The organism is Sorangium sp. So ce385, assembly GCF_051474135.1.
Classification (GTDB): Bacteria; Myxococcota_A; Polyangia; order Polyangiales; family Polyangiaceae; genus Sorangium; species Sorangium cellulosum_D.
In genome coordinates, this window is record NZ_CP150337.1 from 194,404 (window position 1) to 215,791 (window position 21,388).

Consider the following 21,388-nt stretch of genomic DNA (forward strand, 5'->3'; position numbering starts at 1 on the left):
CAGCGTCGTTCAGCTCAACCCGTCGACCACCTCGGCGAGCGACGCGGCGACGATGGCTCGTTCAAGCCACCGTTCCAGCGTCTCCGGATCCTTCTCGGCCAGGATGCGCTCCCGCACGACGTCCGGCACGGCGATGCCGCGAACCCGGAGCGCGGTCAGAACGGCACGCGCCGCCTCCTCGGCGCGCCCTTCGTTAAGGCCTTCCCTGTGGCCCTCCCTGTGGCCTTCCCTGTGGCCTTCCGTTCGCGCCTCGGCCCGAAGCTTCTGCTCGTACTCTTTGACCCACGCCCGGATTTCTGCGCTCACCTCGTCCTCCTCGTCGATCGCCGGCTCCTCGGTTCCGAGCCGGAAGTGTATCAGCAGCGGCGTGGCGATGCTCTTCTCCCAGGCATCGTCCGGCAGCGCCGCGAGATCGGCCAGCGCGTCGCGCAGAACGCGGCCTGAGCCGAGCAGGCGCAGCATCAGCGTCGCGCGCGTCCGGGGCAGCTCCGCGAGCACCACCACCCGCGTCACGAGGCCGGGCACGGCGTGGTAGACGCCTGGTTGCGCCGGCTCGCAGCGGTAGGCGTCAAGCACCGTCTCCGGACGGCCCGGGCTGATGACGACCAGCGCGGGGAACGCCACCGGCGGCTGCGTCGGCGCGTCGGCGTCCTCGTCCGGCACGACGGCGCCGGCAGCGGCGCGGGCGCGGCGTTCGAGCTCGTGATGCCACGTGAGCTGCTTGCGCAGACACCGCCGGACCTGACGGAGGCTCGGCGTGCCGCGGAACGGCTCGAACAGGCTCGGCTCCGCGGCGAGCTCTCCGAGCAGGCCCATCCTGGCGCGCTCGGCGTCGCGCGCTGGATCAGGCACGCTGTAGACATCGATCTTCTGGGTCGCCGCCAGGACCTCGACCTCGGTCTCCGCCGCCGAGACGAGGCTGAGCCCGTCGCGCAGCAAGCTCTTCGCGAACTGGTCAGAGCGGTTGTGCATCGGGGGACGACACTAATTCATCGTCGCGTCATGTGCCATCTCGAATCGACGAGAAGAGGCGGTTTGAGGCATCTTTGCGCCGTGTGCATCGAACGAAGAACGCTTCCCGGCATGGGGAGCCAGTCGTGTGGAAATCGTTGTCGGTCGCTTTTATAGCTGCGTGGTAAACGAGCGAGTCGCCAGATTGGGGGCAAGGCAGCGAGACTGCGGGGGTATGTGCGCCCGACCGCTGCCATGGACATCAACTACCGTGATGGGGTGGCGTTGCCATCGGTAAGAAGGTATCCGCAACGGCGGCGGCCGACCTTGGTCGGCGTCGCGCACGACCGGCGGCAGCGCCGGAGCGGTGTCAGCGGCGGAGCACGGAGGAGAAGCGCCCGGCGGGCGTGACGATGACGTGATCGACGAGGGGCACGCCGATGAGGTGCGCGGCGTGCTCGACGGCGTTGGTCAGCTCGACGTCCTCGTCGGTGGGCCTGGGGTCGCCGCTCGGATGGTTGTGGCAGAGGACGAACGAGGTGGCGGCCATCTCGAGGGCGGCGCGCAGCACGTCGGTCTGCTGGACGACGGTGGCGGTGAGGCCGCCGCGCGAGAGCATGCGGACGCCGCGCACGCCGCGGTGGACGTCGAGGGCGGCCATCCAGAGCTCCTCGTGGACGAGCGGTGCGAGCGTGGGCTCGAAGAAGCGGGCGATGTCGCGCGGCGAGCGCAGGCGCCTCGGGCGGCGGGAGCGCGCGGCGTGGACGCGCCGGCCGAGCTCGAGGGCGGCGAGCAGGCGCTGGGCGTCGTGGAGGCCGAGCTCGGTGCGCTGCGCGAGCGCGTGGGGCGCGAGGCGCCCGAGCTCGAGCAGGCCGTGCAGGCCGAGCAGGCGCGAGGCCGCGCCGGGGATGCCGAGCACCAGGTCGACGAGCGTGGCCTCCGGGGCGGTGTGCACGTCGACGAGCGGGGTGGCGGTGGGGAGGCTGTCGACCGCGTCGCTCATGGCGCCCCCGTGGCGGTGTCGATGGGCGGCGGCGCGAGCGCCGCGGGGATGTCGGCGAGCGCGGTCGTGGAGGCGCGCTGCGCGGCGCGGTTCATCGCGGCCACCTCCGGGAGCGGGTGAGGGCGCGGGCGAAGAGGCGGCGCGCGAGGCGGAGGCGGGTGGCGACCGTGGGGCGGGGGAGCGAGAGGGAGGCCGCGATCTCGTGCGACGTAGCGCCGGTGGCGGCGAGCGCCAGGATCTCGCGCAGCTCGGGGCGGAGACGGTGGAAGGCGCGCAGGAGGCCGCGCGCGACGAGGCGGGCCTCGGGAGAGGGGGCGGCGAGCGTGGAGAGGCGGTGAGGATCGAGCGGGGGCGCCTCGTGCCGGCGGTAGGCCTTGTCGCGGTAGTGCGATGCCTGTCGCGCGGCGACCCCGGCGAGCCAGGCGCGGAGGGCGTCGGCGGGAGCCGCGGAAGGGGAGGGGCGGAAGCGGCCGGCGCGCATGCTGCGCCAGGCGCCGAGGACCGTGTCCTGGGTGAGGTCGTCGAGATCGGCGGGGAGAACGCCGCGGGCGCGGAGGGTGCGGCGGATGAGCGGGCGCTGTTCGAGGAGCGCGGAGGGGTCGAGGTAGACGGCGGGGGAAGAGGGCTGGTGAGGGGACTTGGGCGGGCGGGCGAGGCGGCTGCGAGCAGCGGGGCGGGGGCGGCGAGAGGGCGGATCGATCTTTTGGCCTCGGTCGGGGCGTCGACGTGCGGTTTCCATGTCGGACCTCATACCCCTGAGCTCCGTTCAGAATAATGATCCGGCGGATCGGGTTTCCTTGAACTGCCAGTTCGTAGCGTCGCGAGATCACAAAAGCGCAGCCCGCGGGTGCTGGTAATACCCCGGGTGGCGTGACCGAACCCCGCGTCCAACCCCGACCAGTACGGCTGCTGATCGGCCGGTCCGTTGCAGGGCCACAACTCTCGCCAGGGTCGGCATCGAGGGCCCGCTCGCGCCCTCGTCCGGCGTGGAGCCCGCACGCTCCTCCGCTGACCGCCTTGACAGGACGGGGTAGCCATCACATACGCTAATTTTTCACAATGGGTGGGGGCGGCACGAGGGGCTGGGGTCGGTGTCTGCCTCGACCAGGTGGGTCGAGAAGCTGTGAGGAGGGTGTGGAACACAGTTCGCGGCCTGCTCGGGGAGCTGCGTAGACATGTGGTGCATGCTCGGCATTGCGACGTTCGAACGACCAGCACTCACGGTGACATGATGGACCAACTCCGAGTAGCATTGACGCAAACAGCGACGCGGTGTGCATCCTTGCTCCATGAGCGGAGGCGGAGGGGCGAATTTAAGTGCTTCGATCCCGCGAACCCAGAATCTATTCGTATCGCCAGTACGTGGACGGCTGGATTCTGTGCTTCCATTGGAGCCCTGGGCGGCGGTGGGGAGGCGACTATATTTCTTGATCATTTTTCCGGGCACCCTGAGCCGCACTTCTGGTTCGGCTTTGAGTGCCCTACGCGTGACCGTCTGCGTGAGTTGGCCTCACTTGCCCCGAAGGCTGGTTTTGTGGAACCCCCGTTGGTGCGGACTCAGCGCGACCTCGTAAGGAGCAGAGCCTTCCTTCGCTATCGTGACCCTCTGCGATACGAACATTTTGACCGGCTCGTCGAGGATCGGCCGAGTTCAGAATTTTTCCTCGGCGTGCACTATCCCCGGCCATGGCCTCTGTCTACCGATGCGCTTGATGACCTCACCTATCAGATCGTCAACTTTGTTACACGGTTCTCGTGTGCGCTTGACGACCAGTCCCAACGTGTAGCGGTTTCGCGCTGGGGACGCGCAAGCCCCGAGATCGAAAGAGCAGCGGTCGACTACGTCACCTCGTGGTTGAGCGCGAAGCGCTATCGTGTGCACACCCGTGAGCCCGAGCTTTGCGGATACGACCTGCTTGCAGTAAGCGATCTGCGAGAGCTTCATGTCGAAGTCAAGGGAAGTGCGGGTGAGCAGCGCTTCTTTTTGACGCGTAATGAGTGGGCGACGGCGCACTGTGATCCGCTCTGGCGACTATACCTGGTGATGAATGCCGTGACAATGCCTGAGATTAGAAGATACACATGTGAAGGCATGAAACGTCGCTTTATTATGGAGCCGACGCAGTGGTATGCGAGGCCGAGAGCCGATGGGCTATGATAGGGTTGCGGTCTCCGCTGGGCCGCGTTCGCTACTCGCTCAGCGGCGGCTTGCGCAGTCGCCATCGCGAGGATGAGCGGCATCATTCCTCCCCGTGGTGGCGGCCCATCCAGACGGTAAGCGCGCGCCGGGCCGGCACCGACGTCCCTATGCGCGGCGACCTGGAAGAGGAGACCCGGCTGCGGATCTCTCGCCCGGCAATATCGTCCGCTCCCGCCCCGGAGTTTTGGAGAGCGGGTGCCGAGGGACGGCGCGGCCGTCTCCCACGCCTCCGCGGTCGTCGCATCGAAGCTCCCCTGCGTAGCTCGACGTGCAAACGCCCGTGATGCGCCGACGGAAGCATTGCGCAACGGCGCAACCCGTTGCGGTGCATGGCAGAGCGTTGCGCTTCCCTCCTTGCCATCCTCATTCGTTGCACCGAGGCATGGGCGCATCTCACATCGGCACATCTGTTGCCGTCCCGCCACGCCGCAACGAAACCACGGCATGTCGCCACTGCGGCAGCCCAGATCCATATGCCATCACAGGAGGTTTTCCCCGTGAGTGAATCCCCGATGTTTTCAACCATGGTCCTCCCCCCGGATCTCGTCGCGGACGACGTGATCGGTCTCCGCGATCAGATAAGCGCGCGCATCGCGGCGGTGCTTCGGCCCAGGGGCGGCAAGCGCAAGGAGGCCGACGCGCCGCTGCCCAAGGGGCTCGAGCCCCTCGCGGCGCTGCCGCCGCACATCGACAGGCCGTGGAAGCGCTTCGACGCGGCCGCGACAGAGCTGCAGGGCTTCCGCGGCATGCGGGCGAGCGCGCAGGCCGATCAGCGCCATTCGGCGGCGAGCGAGGAGGAGCGGAGCGCGGCGAACTCCGACGTCGACGATCGGTGGCGCGCGTTCGAGCAGTGGAACGCGGGCGCCGCCGGGCTCTCCGACGATGGGCAGACGCCGGCGCCGTCCGAGGCGCGCTGGCTCTACGCGCAGCTCTTCCCGGCGCCCGAGGGGCTTCGCTTCATCACGCGCCGGCCCCGGGTCCAGTGGGCCGCGATGGTGCAGCGGATGAAGACGCTGGAGGAGGAGCGCGCGCAGGCGGTGATCGAGGGGTTCGGCGGGACCAGGCATCACCGGCAGCTCATCGCCGCCCACGCGCGCTTCGGCGAGGCGTACGGCTTCACGAACGTGGTCCTCGCCAAGGAGGGAACGCCGACCGATGGCCGGCCGCAGTGGAGCGCCGCCCGAGATGCGTTGCGGAGCCTGATCCAGAAGATCGAGAGCCACGCCGATCCGGAGATCCCGGGGAGCGAGGCGCTGGCCGCGTTCCTGCTGGCGCCCTACGTCGAGATGGTCGACGATCTCGCGAGGAACCGTCGAAGAGCCCCCGCCAGGAAGCCCGAAGCCGTCCCGGCGCCCCCGCCCGAGGCGGGCGGGACGCCGTGAACCCATCCGGGTGACCTGGCTCGTCCACGCGGGAGATGGGTGGCACCCGTCTCCCGGTGGACGTGCGTCCAACAAAAGACGGGTGGCACGCATCTCCGCGGTGGACGTGCCTCCAACAAAAGATGGGTGGCACCCGTCTCCCAGTGGACGTGCCTCTAGCAAAAGATGGGCGGCACCCGTCTCTGCGCTGGAGAGGCCTTCCTCCGACCCAGCGATCCCTGGTCAGCCGTCCTCGTGTCGGCGCCAGGGTGTCGTATCTGGACGAGATCCTGCCAGACCCTCGGGTCAGTCACCGTCGACCGGCCATGCGCCGGGCGGCCTGCATTGCTCGAACGCCGTGGCGATTCCACGGACGAGCCCGCTTTCGCCACGGAGTGCGTCAGGGCCTTACACTTGATCTGATCCTCCCAAGCCAATGACCCGCGAGACGCTCGCCTTCCGCCGCCGCGCCGCGGCGCGGAGCCTCTTCCCATGGCTGGACGCCCGGGTAATCTCGGACGCTCGGGAGGTGGGTCACGAACACGAACAGCGCATCGAGCCCGCGCGCGCGGGCGACGACCACGAAGTCCACGGCAGCCAGGAAGAGCAGCGCCGAGAAGCCGAAGAAGGCTGCCGCGCCCCGAAAGGCCGCCGCGACGAAGGAGAAGGCTCCTGCGAAGCCGAAGAGCACGGGGCGCAAGAAGGATGCGCCGCCCTCGCCGGTGCCGATGCTCCTCGGCGTCCTCGAGTCGCAGCGGCAGCTCGGCGGCGCGTCGTACCCGCCGACGCTCGAGCGGCTCGCGGAGCTGACCGGTGACACGCCCGCGGTGACGAGCAAGGCACTGAGCTCCAAGGAAGCGAAGGGGCGCGTGCTGCTGTCCCGCGCCGCGGGAGGCAAGAAGAAGCCAGCGCCCGGTACCGTGCTCGTGCTGCTCAAGGAGGACCTCCAGGCGGTCGCGCAGTCCGACCGGCTCCTGGAGCTGCAGCTCCAGTCGGCGCGCAAGCCCGACGCGCCCGCGGTCGATCTCGCGCAGCTTCCCAAGGGCCTCCTGCCTGACCTGGGCCGCGCGTTCAAGGCGGCGCTCGTGCAGCGCCTCGCCGAGCGCCGGCTTCCCCGGACCATCGGCGCCCTGACCGGCAAGAAGCCGCTCTTCTTCTTCCTCGCCGACGCCGTCCTCCCGGCCGCCGGCGCGCCGGCGCGCCCCACCATGACCACGGCCCCGACGGACGGCGCTTCCCGCCCCGCGGCCCCCGACGGCGCCCGCACAGCACCTGCCGACGCGGCGCCCACCGAAGCTCCCTCGAACGGCGCCCCCGCCGCCTCCCTTGCCGGCGCCCCCGCCGCCTCCCTTGCCGGCGCCCCCGCCGCCTCCCATGTCGGCGCCCCCGCCCCCTTCGCCGCCCGCTTCGACGCCGCCTTCACCGCCCTCGACCGCGACTCCGGCGGCAACAACTACGTCACCCTCCGCGCCCTCCGCGCCGCGCTCCCCGACGTCCCGCGCGCCACCTTCGACGCCGAGCTCGCCGCCCTCCGGCGCCAGCGCCGCTACTCGCTCGACCCCTCCGACGGCCGCCACCACCAGATGGCCGAGGCCGAGCGCGAGGCCGGCATCCTCGAAGCCGGCAACCTGCTCGTCTACGTCGCGCGGAGGCACGACGCATGAGCGCCGAGGAGCCCACGTTCGAGCGCTTCCTCCAGGCGCTCCGAGGCACCAACCCGTTCCGCAGCCACCGCATCACCGACGTCGGGGGCGGCGAGGCCACGGTCGAGTCGATCCACAAGAACGCCTTCACCAAGCTCACGCGCGTCGTGCAGGACGCCGCCAAGGAGCCCACCAGCATCGGCGCGCTGCTCATCGGCGCGCCCGGCGTCGGCAAGAGCCACCTGCTCGCGCGGCTCTTCCAGTGGGCCGGCGAAGACAAGGCCACCGTCGTCTACCTGCACAACATCCTCGCCTCGCCCGAGCGGATGCTCCGGTACGTGCTCAACGCGACCGTCAGCGACCTCGCGGGCCACCGCGGGAGCGACTACACGCAGTCGCGCCTCTACACCATCCTCAACCGCGCCCTCATCCGGACCGGCGCGTTCAAGGGCCGCAAGATGATGACCGGCCCCAAGGAGATCGAGGCGCGAAAAGAGGCGCTCGCCCGCCTCGGCGCCAAGATCGACCCCCAGAACGCCGTCATCCCCGTGCTCAACGCGTTCCTCACCGGGACGTCGCACGCGAGCCTCGGCGACCCGAGCGCCGAGAAGCGCGCCCAAGCCGCGGTGCTCTGGCTCTCCGGCGAGACGCTCGGGCCCGACGAGGCGCGCTTGCTCGACCAGGCGCGCCTGCTCGACCAAGCCGCCGGCGAGGAAGGCCTCTCCCTCCCCGACGACGCCGCGGTGGAGCGCGTCCTCCACGTCCTCTCCCACCTGTGCGCGCTCGCCGAGCTCCCGCTCGTGCTCTGCCTCGACCAGGTCGACAACCTCGATCCGGACGCCGTGCGCGCCCTCATGTCGTACGCCCACGCGCTGCTCGACCGGGCCAAGCACCTCGTCGTGATCGTCTCCGGCGTGAAGCAGTCCATGCTCTCCCTGCGCACCAGCGAGGTGATCCCGGCCGCCGCGTGGGACCGGATCGCCGAGCGGATCCTCGAGCTGCACATGATCTCGCCCGAGGAGGCCCGCGCCATCCTCGCGGGGCGGCTCGACGCCGCGCTCTCCGGCTTCGAGGAGAAGGAGATCGAGGAGGTCATCGCCGCCCGCAAGCGCGATCGGCTCTTCCCGCTCGGCAGCGAGTGGCTCGAGCGGCGCCTCGACGGCGTGCAGGAGCTCCGGCCGCGCGACGCGATCCTCTGGGCGCGCGACCGCTGGGAAGCGCAGCAAGACCGGCTCGCGGCCGTCGGCGGCAAGCGCTGGCTCAAGGAGTGGCCGGGCTCCGAGGACGGCGGAACGAAGCCGCCTCCGCCGAAGCTCGAGGACGTCATCGACGCCGAGGTGAGAAAGAAGCTCGAGGAGGGCAAGAACCGCCGCCGGCTGCAGCAAGCGTCGCTGCCGCCCGACGAGGACAACCTCGCGAGCCTGACGCACCGCCTGCTCTCCCGGTGCGCCGGCAAGGCGAACGCGACGCTCCTCGGCATCGAGCACCTCACCGCGAAGAAGCGGGGCAAGGCCCCGGCGTATCACCTCCTCGCCAAGGAGCGGCGCGCGGACGGCGTGATCGTGACCACGGGCGTGACGTTCCTCTGCGCGCCGAGCGGGCACGGCGCGCGGATGCCGCTCCAGCGCATGGCCGAGGACACGAAGCACACGGACAAGCGCATCCTGGTCACCGACGAGGAGCGCCGGCCGCTGCGGCTGGGCGGCGCCGGCAAGGCCGCGTACGACGCGCTCTGCAAGCTGGGCCGCCAGCGCTTCCTCCACCTCCACCTCGACTTCGCCGGGCACGCGGAGCTCGACTCGCTGGTGGGGCTCCTCGGCGCCGCGAGGAGCCAGGACCTCGAGATCGAGCACCCGCGCGGGCAGTACCGCAAGGTGACCGAGGACGAGGTGATCGCGTCCTTCCAGCGCCAGAGCCTGCTGCTCGCCCACCCGCTGCTGCGCGAGCTGCTCACCGAGGAGATCGTCAAGGGCGGCGGGGACTCGGTGCCGCCCCCGCCGTGGGATCCGCAGCAGACGCGCGAGCACGTCATGGCCGAGCTGTCGTGGCGCCTCGGCCTGATGGCCAAGGAGCTCGCGCAGATCTTCGCGAGCCGGAAGAAGGTCTCGGAGAAGCGCTTCCCGGAGGTCTGGTCGCACATCAAGAAGACGGCGCAGGCGCTCCATGACGAGGGGCTCGTCCACGCGACGGCCACCGACGACGACCTCTTCGTCCAGCTCCGGGGCAGGAAATGAGGCTCGTCCACGTCAACGTGACCCAGCTCCGCGTCGCGGCGACGTGCCCGAGGCTCCACTGGTTCGACACGCGCGCCACGGCCGAGCGGCAGGACGGGCGAAAGGTGGTGAGCCGCATCTGGCGCAGGGGCGGGGAGGCGCCCGGCTGCGGCGCGCTGTTCCACACCGCGGTGGAGCGCTTCAACGCCGCCGCCGCGAGCTCGGACGAGGTGCTGGCCGCGCTCGAGGGCGCCCGCGACGCCGCGGGCCTCCAGCAGGCGCTGATGCGCTGGTTCAACGCGAGCTGCATCGACCTGGACGCCTTCGCGGCGCGCCCGGTGCCGCTGCGGCTTGGCTTCATCGCCGCGGTCCAGGTCTACATGGAAGAGCTCGCGCGCCTCGCGGTGCACGCCAGGGCGGCCGGCCTGCCGGCCGCGGAGCTCAGGCGCCAGCTCTTCGGGGACTCGCGCAAGCGGGTCGACGTGACGTTCCACGTGGGGGAGGACGTCCACGTCCACGTGACCGGGGCGATCGACTACGTGTACTTCGATCCGCGGCTCGGGAAGCACCGGATCGTGGACTACAAGCTCACGCCGGCGACCTCTCCCAACAGCGATCTGTTCCAGGTCTTCACGTACGCGCTGATGCACCACCACCAGCACGGCACGAAGCCGGACGTGGCGGTGTTCTACCTCCACCCGACCCGCAGCGTGCGGGAGGCGCGCTGGGAGGAGGTCGAGGCGAAGCGCGGCAAGATCCACGAGCTCATCGCCAGCATGGTGGCGTGGTCCGACCACGCGCTGGGCGCCGGGGGGCTCCTGCCGCCGGGCGACCGCACGTACTGCGACGGCTGCAAGCACGAGCGGTCCGGGGCCTGCGTCGCAGAGCTCGGCCACAAGGACAGGGGCGCGTGGGACCGGCGCTGGGCCGCGCTCGAGGCCACCCGCGGCGAGGCGGCGGAGGCGCGCGCGCGCGTCGCGGCGGGCGCGCCGGCGGCGGCCGGAGAGCCGCTGGCAGACGAGGCGCCGGCGGATGAGCCGATGGTGGAGGACGACCCCGAGCTCGAGGAGGCGCTGGCGGTCGTGAAGCCGGCCGGCGAGCGCCAGAGGCCGGCGCCGGGCCGAGGGAACAAGGCGCCGGCGGAGGCGCCGCCGGGCGGCGCGCGCTCGACGCCGGCGGAGGCGCCGCCGAGCGGTGGGCCGAAGGCGCCGCCAGGCGGTGAGCGCTCGACGCCCGCGGCGCCCGACGCGGGAGCAGGGCCGCCGGCGGCGCGGACCGCGGACGTCACCGGCATGCTCCTCGGATTCGACGACGGCGGCTCGCCCGTCTGCATGGATCCTGCGGTGCTGCGGACGCACGTCTCGGTGGTCGGCGCGGCGGGCAGCGGCAAGACGTGGATGGCCAAGATCATCGCGGAGGAGGCGCTGCGGGCCGGCGTCCCCGTCCTCGCGATCGACCCGCAGGGCGATCTCGTCCAGATGATGGAAGCGCGCCCGCGCTCCGACGTGCCGCCGGCGCTGCTCCGCGCGTGGGAGGAGCTCCAGGAGCGCATGGAGCCGCGCATCCTCACCCCGGGGTCGTCGCACGGCCAGAGGCTCTGCCTCGACCCCCTGCGGCTCCCGAGCGCGAGCGAGCTGTCGCACATCGCGAACCCCGCGCTCCGCGCCGAGGAGGAAGAGGGACTGCTCGTGGCGGTGGCGGCCAACCTCGTCAGCCTGTGCGCGTGCGGCGGTGAGGAGGAGTCGCAGCGCACGTTCCTCTACCAGGTGCTGCAGCGCCTGCCGCGCGCGGCGCCGGTCCGGCTGAGGGACATCGTGGCCGCCGTCACCGCCCCCGAGGATCTGGGCATCGACGAGGTGGACAGCCTGATCCGCAAGTCCGAGCGCGAGCGGCTCGCGCGCCGGCTCAACACGTTCGTGCAGGGCCCGTCCGCGCGGCTGTTCTCGGGAGGGACGCGCCTCGACTTCACCGAGCTGCTCCGGCCCTCACGGCCGGGGCGCGTCCCGCTCAACATCGTTTACCTGAACGCGCTCAGCAACGACGACGAGAAGCACTTCTTCCTCGCGGCCCTCGCGACGGAGCTGTACCGGTGGATGATCACGACCGTGGACGCGACCTCCGGCGGCGTGAACCTGCTCTTTTACATCGACGAGGCGCGCGACTGGATCCCGGCCGGCGGCAGCAAGCCGCCCGCCAAGCAGCCGCTCATCCGGCTCTTCACCCAGGGCCGGAAGTACGGCGTCGGTTGTTTGCTATGCACCCAGAGCCCTCGCTCGGTGGATTACAACGTGTTCGGCAACACGAGCACGAAGCTCATCGGGCGGCTCGAGGCGGCCCAGGATGTGGAACGGGTGATCGACTGGTTCACGATCGAGGGCGGGGCCCCTCCCTGGGTCGCCGCGCGCAAGGGGGCGCCGAAGGGGAGCTTCGTCGCGCGCTGGCCCGACATGCCCGCGGCGCTCGCGGGCCGCGCGTTCAAGGGGCGAACGCTGTTCACGCGCCACGCCGGCGCGTGGTCGCCCGACCGCGTGGAGCGGGCCGTCACCGAGGCGGGGCTCCGCGGCCCGGGCAAGTGACGCGCCCGGCGCCTGCGGGGGCCTCGAGGCTGCTGGATCGAAATGGCTTCCCAGGGTGAGAAGTTCGCCGAGCTCGCCGAGCGAATCGAACGCGAGCTGAAGCGCATGAATGATGGCGCGGCCGCCGCTGCCCGGCTCGGCCCCGCGCGGGCACGGGAAACCGCGCCTTCTTGGCTCGCCCGCGTCCTTTCGAGGTTTCGACGTCGGAAGGATCCGCCGAACGCCGGGGATGAGGGAGCTCGCCGGTTCGACGAGGTGGAACGCCGCCTGGAATCCCTCGAGCAGTACGGCGCGGCGCTGGCGCGAGAGGCTGCACAGCATGCCGCGAACGCCGGTGAGTGGGAGCGACGCGCGGAGCTCGCGGTCCTGGCGGGCGATGATGATCTCGCGCGCGATGCGCTCTCGCGGCAGCGCGAGGCGCTCCAACGTGCATCGTCGCTCGAGCGGCAAGCCGCGACGATCTCGGCGGCGATGGCCGAGTACACGTCCGCTCTCGCCGCCATCAAGGCCTCCTCGCGTTGACGGGGTTGTGACGGACGCCGCGATCCGGGCCAGCCCTTCCCGCCTGCGCGATCTCCGGGCCCGCGGCGAGTAGCCCAGCGCCACCCGCGTTCGCGTCGTCGATCGTGGGAAGGCTGCTCTACGGCTGGACAGGTAAGGCGAGTGGTGGTTGGGTTGCTGAGCTTCTCTTGCGCTGGCATCGCGACCTCATGCGGCATCGCTGGCGCAGATCGGATGAACGACATGAACCAGGTTTCCTTGGGACTGCGGAGCTCTATTGCAGGGCTCGCGATGATGGTGGCGTTGAACGCGGCATGCACCCAGGAGCGTCCACCCGGGGATGGACCGGAGTCGGGCGGCGGGGCCGGCACGACGGCGGCGACCAGTGGAGATGCCTCCGGGAGCGGGGCAGGTGGCACGGGAGCGGGCGGAGGGTCAGTAGGCGCGGGCGAAGGCTCGGGGGGCAGCCCCGCTCCGGCGACCGGAACCGGCGGCGAGGCCGGGGTCGGTGGAGCCGGAGGCTCGGTGGGGACAGGTGGCGCCGGCGCCGGAGGAGGTGACGGCGGCGCCGGCGGAGGAGGTGACGGCGGCGCCGGCGGAGGCAGCGTCTGCATGAAGACGAGTAGCACCGCTGGAGACATCACTGGCGACGAGTGTGTCGACATGAAGGATTGGGACGTCTTGGTGGCCGAATTCGGCGTGACCGTCGAAGCCGGGGGCGATCCGTGCGCCGACTTGGATCACAGTGGCCGGATCGACGACCTGGACTACCTCGTGCTCGCGGAGAACTGGGGGAAGGGACCTGGTTGCAATGCCACTCCTTGACGCAGGAGGGCTTGTTGGGACGCGCTCCGTCGACCCTTCGTGAACGCAAAGGTACGCTGCTGCTCGTTCGTACGGCTCCCCACGGAGCTCGTTCGAGTTTGACATAGGCCCGCTCCGCTCCCATCGTCCCGCCCGAACGGCCCACTCCGCTCTCGTCCCATCGCTTCGGTCTTCGTCAACGATGGGGACTTGCAACGGGACCACGTTGACCTTGTGCGCCCCGACATCGGACAGATCCCCCTCGGGCCCGCGGCACGTGGCCCCGCGCCACCGGCGCTCGAGTCGTCGATCGTGGGAAGGCTGCTCTACGGCTGGACAGGTACGGCGAGCGGTGGTTGGGTTGCTGAGCTTCTCTTGCGCTGGCATCTCGCCTGATGCGGCATCGCTGGCGCAGATCGGATGAACGACATGAACCAGGTTTGCTTGAGGCTGCGGAGCTCTATCGCAGGGCTCGCGATGATGGTGGCGATGAACGCGGCATGCGCCCAGGTGCGTCTACCCGAGGACGGACCGGACTCGGGCGGCGAGGCCGGCATGGCCGAGGTCGATGGAGCCGGAAGCTCCGTGGGGACAGGTGGCGCCGGCGCCGGTGGAGGTGACGGCGGCGCCGGCGGTGGAGGTGACGGCGGCGCGGGCGGGGGCAGCGTCTGCATGAAGACGAGCCGCACCGCTGGAGACATCACTGGCGACCAGTGTGTCGACATGGAGGATTGGGACGTCTGGAACGCCGAATTCGGCGTGACCGTCGAGGCCGGGGGCGATCCGTGCGCCGACCTGAATCACGATGGCTGGATCGACGAGCTGGACTACGTCGTGCTCGCGGAGAACTGGGAGAAGGGACCTGGTTGCAGCGCCGCTCCTTGACGCAGGAGCGCTTGTTCGGACGCGCTCCGTCGACCCTTCATGAACGCGGGGAGCTCCCGCTCCCCTAAGCAACACCTTCTTGGGGTCGAATGCCTACGGCCTTGGATATCATCGCCATCAGACTCGTGCCGAAGGGTTCCCATCTGCGATCCGTCGATCCTACCCCCGCCCCAGCGGCGCAGGGCGCTGCGCCCCGCTCGAGTGGCGCCGCCGGCAAGAGCGTGCCGAAGCCGGGCAAGAGGCGGAAGCTCTCGGCGGCGGAGAAGCCTCCTCGTAGGACATGGGCGGCATGCTCGTGGGCAGTCGGCGAGCCAACATGGTCTTTCCGCTGCCCGGCGGGCCCATCATGATGAGGTTGTGTCCGCCGGCGGCCGCGATCTCGAGGGCGCGGCGCGCCCCGTGCTGGCCGCCGACCTCGGCGAAATCCACCGCCGCGGCGCCGGGCTCGGGGACGAGCGTGGCCACGGAGCCGGCGCCGGGACGGCTTTGTTGCCGCGGAGATGCGCGGCGACCTGGCCGAGGTGCTCGGCGATCGAGCACGATGCCGAGTTGCTGGAGCGCGGCGCGGACGCGCACGCGGCTCTCTCGGACGCTCGCCTCGGCGAGGCCCACCCTCGGGAAGAACGAGGGGCTGCGGCCCGAGTCGACCCCCACGCGGATGGGGGGGCGTCGAGCCCGAGCAGCGAGAACGTGAGCATCGCGGCCTGCATGTCCGAGCCCTTTCGCGAACGGCGTGCCAGGCGGGGACGCACGCAATTTCAGGGACTTACGGGCAGTCCGGGGGAGCGGATGCGGCGGAGGGGGTGGCGGCCGCCAGGGGCGCCGGGCCCGAGGCGCTCGCGGGCCCCCTCCCGGCACACCCACGTTGGGTTCGCGGCAGACCAACGCGGCCGCGCTCCGCTCTTCTTGCAGGTAGCTCTTGGCGCCTTCCGCACCTCATTGCGTGCGTCAGACCTCTTTAGTCAGCAATAGCAAGAAAGGCTCTCACGAATGCTCCGGACGGTGGACGGTCCTCAGACGAGCATCAATTTCGCGATCGGATGCCTCGCCAACGCTGCTCGCGGCGAGTAGAGAGGAGCGGATGCCGGGAACACCTCACGAGGTGCTCATCGTCGCGCTGCGGGACCGTCCAGCGCTGCTCGCCGACCTCTTCCGGCGGCTCACCGGTAGCTCGTTCGGCACGCCGGCCGAGGCGACCGATGCCACCGTGCGTTTCACCAGGGCCATCGAGGTTCGTCCGGACCTGCTCCTGCGCTCGCGGGGGCTAGGCTGGGTGATGGTCGAGATCCAGAACTCCATCGATGAGCGTAAGCGGAGGAGCTGGCCGCTGGCGGTCAGCGTGCTCGTCCATCAGGAGAAGGCGATGGGCGAGGTGATCGTGATCACGGCCAGCCGCCGCGTGGCCTCCTGGGCGAAGCGGGCCGCGCGCTTTCGGGGCGAGCTCGGCACGCGTTTCGAGCTGACGCCGCGGGTGCTGCTCCTTTCGGGTCGGCGCGTCGAGGCGCTGCTCGATCCAGCGCATCCGGAGCTGGCGCTCTTCGCCGCCTGGGCCGTGCACCACCGCCACGGGCCCGCTGCGCGCAGGATCGTGGTGCGCGCCCTGGAGCTCACCGAGCAGCACCTCACCGACGAGCCGTTGCGAGACGCGCAGGCACGTGCGATCCTGGCCGTGCTGAGCGACGCCATGCTCGCCTCGCTCAGGGAGCTGGCCATGGATCCGAGCAAAGTCCCTGAAACCCAAGCGTCTCGGCGTTTCCGGCTCTTCTTTGAAAAGCGCGGAAGAGCCGAGGGCAAGATCGAGGGCAAGCAGGAGGCCCTGCTCGCCGTGCTCGACGCGCGCGGCCTGTCGCTGACGGCGGAGGAGCGCGCTCACATCGAGGCCTGCACCATCCCGGCGGAGCTCGATCGATGGATCGCCCGCGCCGCAACGGCCGCCTCCATGAGCGAGGTGTTCGCGCCGGAACCGGTCAGGGCGGCACAGCGCTCGATCCCGGGGAATCGCTCGCGCGTCCCGGAGCGGAAGGGGCGTAAGTCGCCAGCCCCGCGGAAGCCGACGCGGGCGTCGTAACGAACGCGCCGGCTTCCCTGGCCGGCATCCGCGGGGCCCCCCCGATCGGCCCACGCCGCTCTCGTCGCCATCGCCTCCTTCGTCAGCGATGGACCTGGCAACGGGTGCCGCGCAGACGGTCGCGTTCGACGCGAAGCCTCAAGGCTGCTGCTGCTTCTTCTTCTTCCACTTCTTCTTCGGCTTCGGCGGCGGCTTCATCTTCTTCGGGTCCTTGGGCGCCCACGGCACGCGCGTGTCGATCGGCAGGATGTCCTCGTGCGGCAGCGCGCGCTCGCCCTCGCGCTTCACCGCGAACGACGCCGAGACCACGTTGATCCTGTGCGCCCCGACATCCGACAGATCCCCCTTGGCGCGGAGCCCGATAGGGATGCAGAAGAGCCGCTTTCTCTCTTCCTCATCCATGTCGGCCGCCGCCGCCGCCCCGCCGCCCAGGCCGCGCCGGTCGCCGATCATGTTCGGGTTCTCCACCGCTTGCTGGAGCTGCTCGAGCACCTCCTCGGCACACACGAGCTCCGGCTTGGGTTTCTTCTTGCTGCCGGACGGATACTGCACCTTGGACTGGACCTTGACCGTCACGGTCACCGGCTGCCGGTCGGGCCCCATCTGCAGCGCGCTCCCCGCGAGCGCGCCCTTGGCCGCGTCCACGATGCGATCCCACGTGGGGCCGTCTCCGGCCGTCGCGCTCACCAGCCGGACGCCGAGGACCTGGCCGTCGGCGCCGAGCTTGACCTCGAACGTCGCGCGCGCGTCCAGGGGCGCGGCCGAGGCGCGCACCGTGTCCGCCAGCGTGCTCGCCACCACGCCCGCGGCCGGGACGCTGATCCCCACGCTCTTGTCCTTGCCGTGCAGCGTCTCGTTCAGCACCTTGCCCGCGATCGCCGGATCCATGGGCTGCGCGCGCGGGGCGGCCGTCGGTGCCGCGCGCGGCGCGTCGGGGCCGGGGAGCAGGCCGGGCACGCTCCAGAGGGGCGTCCCGATCCCGGGCGCGAGCGCGACGCCCCCGCCCGCCGCGGGGGGCGGTCCGCCGTACTCGTCGCCGGGCGGCGCGGCCGCCGGCGGTCCCGGCGCCTCGGCCACGGGCCCAGGCGCCTCGGCGGGCGCCGGCGCCTCGGCCACGGCCCCGGGCGCCCCAGCCGCAGGCGCGGCGGCCTCGGCGGCGGGCGCCGCGGCCTCCGGCGCCGCGGTCTCCGGCGCCTCCTTCGGCTCGGCGGCGGGCGCCGCGGGCGCGGCCGGCACCGGCCTCGCGCGCTCCGTCGAGGCGACCTTGGCGGCCGCGGCGCCCGCCGCGGCCGCCTGCGTCTTCTCGGCCGGCGCGGCCTTGCCGACCTCGCCGGCCTCTTCCGGCTCGCTCGCGACCGCCTCGCCGCCCGCCGCCGCACCCCGGGGAGCCGGCGGCTCGAGCTCGATGTCGATGCCGTCGACGGCCGCCTGCGGTCCGGCCGGGGCCTCGGCGAGCCGCTCGGGCGTCGGCGCCGCCAGGATGGCGAGGTGCGCCGCGACCGCCATGGCCAGGGCCACGGCCTCGCGTCCCCGCAACGAGATGCTCACCGCCTCCTCGATGCAAGGCGACTACGCATCGATCGAGGCTAGCATGTCCCCCGGCGCGCGGACCGGACTCCCCGGGTGTCCCCCGCCCGCCGTCGCGAAAAGCACGATTGCGGCGGTGGCCACGCCGGAGGCTGCCGGCGACTGCAGGGACCGGCATTCGCCGGTGGCGATGTCATCGGCTGGATATGTAAAGCCTCTTACGAAGTCGCGCGCCCAGCCTTCAGCCCCTCACCGCGCCCTCTGCCCTCGACGGCCCTTCACCCCGAGGTACCGCTGCTGATCCTCCGCGCTCGCCATCATCGCGGCAGACGTCGTCTCGAGCGCGATCCGCCCGCCGACCATGACCGCGAGCCGGCGCGAGAGCGCCGCCGCCACGGCGAGCCGCTGCTCCACCACGAGCATCCCGATGCCCTCCTGCGACAGCGATCGCAGCGCCTCGACGAGCTGCTCCACCACGAGCGGCGCCAGCCCCTCCGAGATCTCGTCCAGAATAAGGAAGCGCGGCCCGATCATCAGCGCCCGCGCGATGGCGAGCGCCTGCTGCTCTCCCCCGGAGAGCGCGCCGGCGAGGACGCGCCGACGGTCGAGGAGCCGCGGAAACAGCGCGTGGACGCGCTCGCGCGTCCAGCCCGCGCCCGGCGTGCCGCCGCGCTCCGCCATCATCTGGAGGTGCTCCTCCACCGTGAGCGACGGGAAGATCCGCCGCCCCTGCGGGACATACCCGATCCCGAGGCGCGCGATCCGGTCAGGCCTCTCCCCGAGGATCTCCACCCCGTCGAACCGCACCTGCCCCTCCGCGCGCGGGACGAGCCCCATCAGCGTATTGCAGAGCGTCGTCTTCCCCATCCCGTTGCGGCCCACGAGCGAAAGCGGCTCCCGGCCGATCTCGAGATCCACCCCCATGAGCACGTGCGCCTGCCCGTGATACGCGTGCAGCCCCGAGATCGAGAGGAGCGCGTCACCCATGGACCGCTCCGAGGTAGAGCGCGTGCACCTCCTCGCTCGCCTGGATCTCCTCCGGGCTCCCCGTCACGACCGTCTGCCCCTGGTGCAGGATCGTCACCACGCTCGCGAACTCGAGCGCGATATCCATGTCGTGCTCGATGAGCAGGACCGTCATGTCCGGCTCGAGCTCCGACAGCAGCTCCAGGAGCCGGCCCCGCTCCCCTGGCGAGAGGCCGGCGGCCGGCTCGTCGAGGAGCAGCTGCCGCGGCCCGCCGGCGAGCGCCATCCCGATCTCGAGCTGCCGCTGCTGCCCGTGCGAGAGCGCCGCCGCGGGCGTGCCGCGCTCCGCGCTCAGCCCGACCCGCTCCGCCATCGCGTCGGCGCGCGCCCAGTCGGGCCGCTCGGCCAGCGCCGCGAAGAGGCTCGCCCGGCGCTGGCCGCTCCCGCGCGCGGCCAGGAAGAGGTGCTCGCGCACGGTCAGCTCGGCGAAGAGGTGGGCCGTCTGGTACGTCCGGCCGAGCCCCCGGCGCGCCCGCGCGTGCGGGGAGAGCCGCGTGACGTCCTCGCCGAACAGCAGGATCGCGCCCTCGGTGGGCTCGAGCTCCCCGGAGAGGAGGTTGAACAGCGTCGTCTTCCCGGCCCCGTTGGGCCCCAGGATCGCGCGGCGCTCGCCGCGCTCGACGCGGAGCGAGACGCCCCGCAGCGCGTGGAACCCCCCGAAGCGACGCCCGAGCCCCGCGACCTCCAGCGCCGGCGCGCGCTCACGGCCCGCGATCACGGCGGCCCCCGCGCTGGAGAAGTCGGTCCCCGAGGGGGCGAAGGCGCCGCCCGAGCGGGCGCGCGGCCCGGCGCACGACGCCCGCCAGCCCCTCGGGGAGGAACAGGGTGACCCCGAGGAAGATCAGCCCGATGAGCGTGTTGAAGCGGTCGGTGTACGAGCTGGCGAAGTTATTGACCAGCGTGAACAGGAGCGCTCCGAGGAACGCGCCCTCCAGGTGCGCGAGGCCGCCGGCGACGGCGATCACCACCATGGCCTCGGTCCGGGACATGTCGATCGACCCGGGAGAGATCGAGCCGTTGTACCAGACCCCGAGCACGCCCCCGACCGCCGCGACGAAGCCGGCCAGGGTGAACGCGGCCACCCGGTACGCGGCGACGTTGAAGCCGAGCGTCCGCATCCGGCGCGGGTTGTCGCGGATCCCCTGGAGCGTCAGGCCGAACGGCGTCCGGACGACGCGGCGAACGAGCCAGTACATCGCCGCGGCCGCGGCGAGGCTCACGCCATAGAACGCGCCCGGGCTCGACAGCGAGATCGCGCCGAACGACGGCGCCCGCACGCCGTTGATGCCCGTGTGGCCGTTGGCGAGGGCGTGATCCTGGTCGACGAACCGGTAGAGCAGCATCGCCTGGGCGAGCGTGATCATGAAGAAATAGATGCCCTGCGTCCGGCAGGCGACGAGCCCGAACACGAACGCCACCGCGCTCGCGATCGCGAGCGCCGCGATCACCCCGGCGTACCACGGCAATCGGTGCGTCGCGGTGAGGATCGCGACCGTGTAGCCGCTCACCCCGTAGATCGCGACCTGCGCCAGGGAGAACATCCCGGCGAACCTCGACAGGAACACCACGCTGAGCGCGACGGTCCCGAGGAACAGCGACTGCGCCCCGATCTGCACCACGAAGAAGTCGGGCAGCAGCAGCGGGCACGCCGCGAGCAGCGCGAGGATCGCGAGCGCCGCGGGGCCGCTCGGGCCGGCGGCGCTCCGGGGCTCCTCGGCCGTCGGCTCCTCGGCCGTCACCTGGCCCTCCCGAGGAGCCCCTGGGGGCGGAAGGCGAGGACGGCGATCATCAAGAGGTACGTGACGATCACCGAGTACGTCGGGAAGTACGCGAGGCCGACCTGCTCGATGAGCCCCACGAGGAGCGCGCCCAGCGCCGCGCCGCCGATGCTGCCGAGCCCCCCGACGATGACGACGACGAGCGAGGACAGGAGGTAGCTCCCGTCGTCGCCGGGGGAGATCGAGAGGTTGGTGCCGCCGATCGCGCCCGCGAGCCCCGCCAGGAAGGCCCCGAGCGCGAAGACGACCAGGAGGACGGCGTCGACGTCGATGCCGAGCGCGGCGACCATGTCCCGGTCGTCGATCCCCGCGCGGACGAGGCGCCCGAGCCGCGTCCGCTGGAGCACGAGCCAGAGCACCACCCCGACGACGACCGCGGCGCCCATCGTGGCGAGCCGGAGGGTCGGGTAGACGACGCCGGCGAGGCTCGTGCTGCCGTCGATCGCGGGCGGCGGGGTCACGTCGACGGTGTGGCCGCCGTACTGCGCGAGGAGCTGGTCGGCGATGACGATCCCGGCGCCGATCGTCACGAGCGCCTGGCGCATGTCCGAGCCCTTCGTCGGCCGGAGGAGCGTCCGCTCGAGGGCGAGCCCCGCGACGACGGTGACGAGCGGCGCGAGGAGCATCGCGAGCACCCAGCTCCCGGTCGCCTCGCGGATCGCGTAGGCGGCGTAAGCGCCGATCAGGCAGAGCGCGCCGTGGGCGAGGTTGACGAGCCGCATCACGCCGAAGACGAGCGTGAACCCGCTCGCGACGAGGAAAATGAGCGCGCCGCGGGTCAGCCCGTTCAGCGTGACGAGGATGAGCTGGGTCATCTCCCTGGCGTCCGGTCCGCCCGCCGCCGCGGCGCGC

At 71.5% G+C, this 21,388-nt stretch carries 19 protein-coding genes; 9 read left to right on the top strand and 10 right to left on the bottom strand.

Features of this window, described 5'->3' with window-relative positions:
- Positions 1-9: 9 nt before the first annotated feature.
- From WME83_RS00700 to WME83_RS00710, 3 genes are all read right to left on the bottom strand, one after another.
- Positions 10-972, bottom strand: coding sequence for a hypothetical protein (locus WME83_RS00700; protein WP_437317328.1), 963 nt, complete (start codon positions 970-972; stop codon positions 10-12).
- Between the two features lie 349 nt (positions 973-1,321).
- Positions 1,322-1,954 carry a JAB domain-containing protein gene (locus WME83_RS00705; RefSeq protein WP_437317329.1) on the bottom strand — a complete coding sequence of 211 codons (633 nt, stop codon included), beginning with the start codon at positions 1,952-1,954 and terminating at the stop codon, positions 1,322-1,324.
- A gap of 91 nt (positions 1,955-2,045) precedes the next feature.
- A complete protein-coding gene (locus WME83_RS00710) occupies positions 2,046-2,693 on the bottom strand; it encodes an RNA polymerase sigma factor (RefSeq protein WP_437317330.1) in 648 nt (215 codons plus the stop codon).
- Positions 2,694-3,488: 795 nt separating this feature from the next.
- Here WME83_RS00710 and WME83_RS00715 point away from each other — a divergent pair.
- Positions 3,489-4,112 carry a DUF3883 domain-containing protein gene (locus WME83_RS00715; protein ID WP_437317331.1) on the top strand — a complete coding sequence of 208 codons (624 nt, stop codon included), beginning with the start codon at positions 3,489-3,491 and terminating at the stop codon, positions 4,110-4,112.
- Positions 4,113-4,678: 566 nt separating this feature from the next.
- Positions 4,679-5,536 (top strand): hypothetical protein, encoded by an 858-nt coding sequence (locus WME83_RS00720; protein WP_437317332.1) that lies wholly within the window; start codon positions 4,679-4,681, stop codon positions 5,534-5,536.
- Between the two features lie 379 nt (positions 5,537-5,915).
- On the opposite strand, the gene WME83_RS00725 is transcribed toward WME83_RS00720, so the two are convergent.
- On the bottom strand, positions 5,916-6,206 hold the full coding sequence (locus tag WME83_RS00725; RefSeq protein ID WP_437317333.1) for a hypothetical protein: 291 nt from the start codon (positions 6,204-6,206) through the stop codon (positions 5,916-5,918).
- A 31-nt stretch (positions 6,207-6,237) separates the two neighbouring features.
- Between WME83_RS00725 and WME83_RS00730 the strand changes: the two genes are divergently transcribed.
- The 6 genes from WME83_RS00730 (at position 6,238) to WME83_RS00755 (ending at position 14,137) form a co-directional block, all read left to right on the top strand.
- Positions 6,238-7,179: a hypothetical protein gene (locus WME83_RS00730; RefSeq protein ID WP_437317334.1), complete on the top strand. Its 942-nt coding sequence runs from the start codon at positions 6,238-6,240 to the stop codon at positions 7,177-7,179.
- Complete coding sequence (locus WME83_RS00735; RefSeq protein WP_437317335.1) at positions 7,176-9,392, top strand: ATP-binding protein; 2,217 nt, start codon at positions 7,176-7,178, stop codon at positions 9,390-9,392. The genes WME83_RS00730 and WME83_RS00735 overlap by 4 nt, the downstream gene beginning before the upstream one ends.
- Positions 9,389-11,947, top strand: a complete 2,559-nt coding sequence (locus tag WME83_RS00740) for a helicase HerA-like domain-containing protein (RefSeq protein WP_437317336.1) — start codon at positions 9,389-9,391, stop codon at positions 11,945-11,947. The genes WME83_RS00735 and WME83_RS00740 overlap by 4 nt, the downstream gene beginning before the upstream one ends.
- 42 nt (positions 11,948-11,989) lie before the next feature.
- Positions 11,990-12,469, top strand: a complete 480-nt coding sequence (locus WME83_RS00745; RefSeq protein WP_437317337.1) for a PspA/IM30 family protein — start codon at positions 11,990-11,992, stop codon at positions 12,467-12,469.
- 642 nt (positions 12,470-13,111) lie between these two features.
- Complete coding sequence (locus WME83_RS00750; RefSeq protein WP_437317338.1) at positions 13,112-13,273, top strand: hypothetical protein; 162 nt, start codon at positions 13,112-13,114, stop codon at positions 13,271-13,273.
- A gap of 468 nt (positions 13,274-13,741) precedes the next feature.
- Positions 13,742-14,137 carry a hypothetical protein gene (locus WME83_RS00755; RefSeq protein WP_437317339.1) on the top strand — a complete coding sequence of 132 codons (396 nt, stop codon included), beginning with the start codon at positions 13,742-13,744 and terminating at the stop codon, positions 14,135-14,137.
- Positions 14,138-14,296: 159 nt separating this feature from the next.
- Here the strand turns inward: WME83_RS00755 and WME83_RS00760 are convergent, their stop codons facing one another.
- Positions 14,297-15,001: an ATP-binding protein gene (locus tag WME83_RS00760; RefSeq protein WP_437317340.1), complete on the bottom strand. Its 705-nt coding sequence runs from the start codon at positions 14,999-15,001 to the stop codon at positions 14,297-14,299.
- A 79-nt stretch (positions 15,002-15,080) separates the two neighbouring features.
- On the opposite strand from WME83_RS00760, the gene WME83_RS00765 reads away from it, so the two are divergent.
- Entirely contained in the window at positions 15,081-16,205 is a 1,125-nt protein-coding gene (locus WME83_RS00765) for a hypothetical protein (protein WP_437317341.1), read from the top strand.
- A 138-nt stretch (positions 16,206-16,343) separates the two neighbouring features.
- Here WME83_RS00765 and WME83_RS00770 read toward each other — a convergent pair whose 3' ends face one another.
- The 5 genes from WME83_RS00770 to WME83_RS00790 all read right to left on the bottom strand — a co-directional run bounded on the left by WME83_RS00770 (position 16,344) and on the right by WME83_RS00790 (position 21,351).
- On the bottom strand, positions 16,344-17,753 hold the full coding sequence (locus WME83_RS00770) for a hypothetical protein (RefSeq protein ID WP_437317342.1): 1,410 nt from the start codon (positions 17,751-17,753) through the stop codon (positions 16,344-16,346).
- Positions 17,754-17,981: 228 nt separating this feature from the next.
- Positions 17,982-18,719, bottom strand: a complete 738-nt coding sequence (locus WME83_RS00775; protein WP_437317343.1) for an ABC transporter ATP-binding protein — start codon at positions 18,717-18,719, stop codon at positions 17,982-17,984.
- Entirely contained in the window at positions 18,712-19,476 is a 765-nt protein-coding gene (locus WME83_RS00780; protein ID WP_437317344.1) for an ABC transporter ATP-binding protein, read from the bottom strand. The genes WME83_RS00775 and WME83_RS00780 overlap by 8 nt, the downstream gene beginning before the upstream one ends.
- Positions 19,460-20,497, bottom strand: coding sequence for a branched-chain amino acid ABC transporter permease (locus tag WME83_RS00785; RefSeq protein WP_437317345.1), 1,038 nt, complete (start codon positions 20,495-20,497; stop codon positions 19,460-19,462). The genes WME83_RS00780 and WME83_RS00785 overlap by 17 nt, the downstream gene beginning before the upstream one ends.
- Positions 20,494-21,351: a branched-chain amino acid ABC transporter permease gene (locus WME83_RS00790; protein ID WP_437317346.1), complete on the bottom strand. Its 858-nt coding sequence runs from the start codon at positions 21,349-21,351 to the stop codon at positions 20,494-20,496. The genes WME83_RS00785 and WME83_RS00790 overlap by 4 nt, the downstream gene beginning before the upstream one ends.
- Between the last annotated feature and the right edge of the window lie 37 nt (positions 21,352-21,388).

Bases quoted from the DNA above. Each gene is read 5' to 3' on its own strand.
- WME83_RS00700 (WP_437317328.1), bottom strand. From the start codon at position 972: ATGCACAACCGCTCTGACCAGTTCGCGAAGAGCTTGCTGCGCGACGGG.
- WME83_RS00705 (WP_437317329.1), bottom strand. From the start codon at position 1,954: ATGAGCGACGCGGTCGACAGCCTCCCCACCGCCACCCCGCTCGTCGAC.
- WME83_RS00710 (WP_437317330.1), bottom strand. From the start codon at position 2,693: ATGGAAACCGCACGTCGACGCCCCGACCGAGGCCAAAAGATCGATCCG.
- WME83_RS00720 (WP_437317332.1), top strand. From the start codon at position 4,679: ATGGTCCTCCCCCCGGATCTCGTCGCGGACGACGTGATCGGTCTCCGC.
- WME83_RS00735 (WP_437317335.1), top strand. From the start codon at position 7,176: ATGAGCGCCGAGGAGCCCACGTTCGAGCGCTTCCTCCAGGCGCTCCGA.
- WME83_RS00740 (WP_437317336.1), top strand. From the start codon at position 9,389: ATGAGGCTCGTCCACGTCAACGTGACCCAGCTCCGCGTCGCGGCGACG.
- WME83_RS00745 (WP_437317337.1), top strand. From the start codon at position 11,990: ATGGCTTCCCAGGGTGAGAAGTTCGCCGAGCTCGCCGAGCGAATCGAA.
- WME83_RS00750 (WP_437317338.1), top strand. From the start codon at position 13,112: ATGAAGGATTGGGACGTCTTGGTGGCCGAATTCGGCGTGACCGTCGAA.
- WME83_RS00755 (WP_437317339.1), top strand. From the start codon at position 13,742: ATGAACGCGGCATGCGCCCAGGTGCGTCTACCCGAGGACGGACCGGAC.
- WME83_RS00775 (WP_437317343.1), bottom strand. From the start codon at position 18,719: ATGGGTGACGCGCTCCTCTCGATCTCGGGGCTGCACGCGTATCACGGG.
- WME83_RS00790 (WP_437317346.1), bottom strand. From the start codon at position 21,351: ATGACCCAGCTCATCCTCGTCACGCTGAACGGGCTGACCCGCGGCGCG.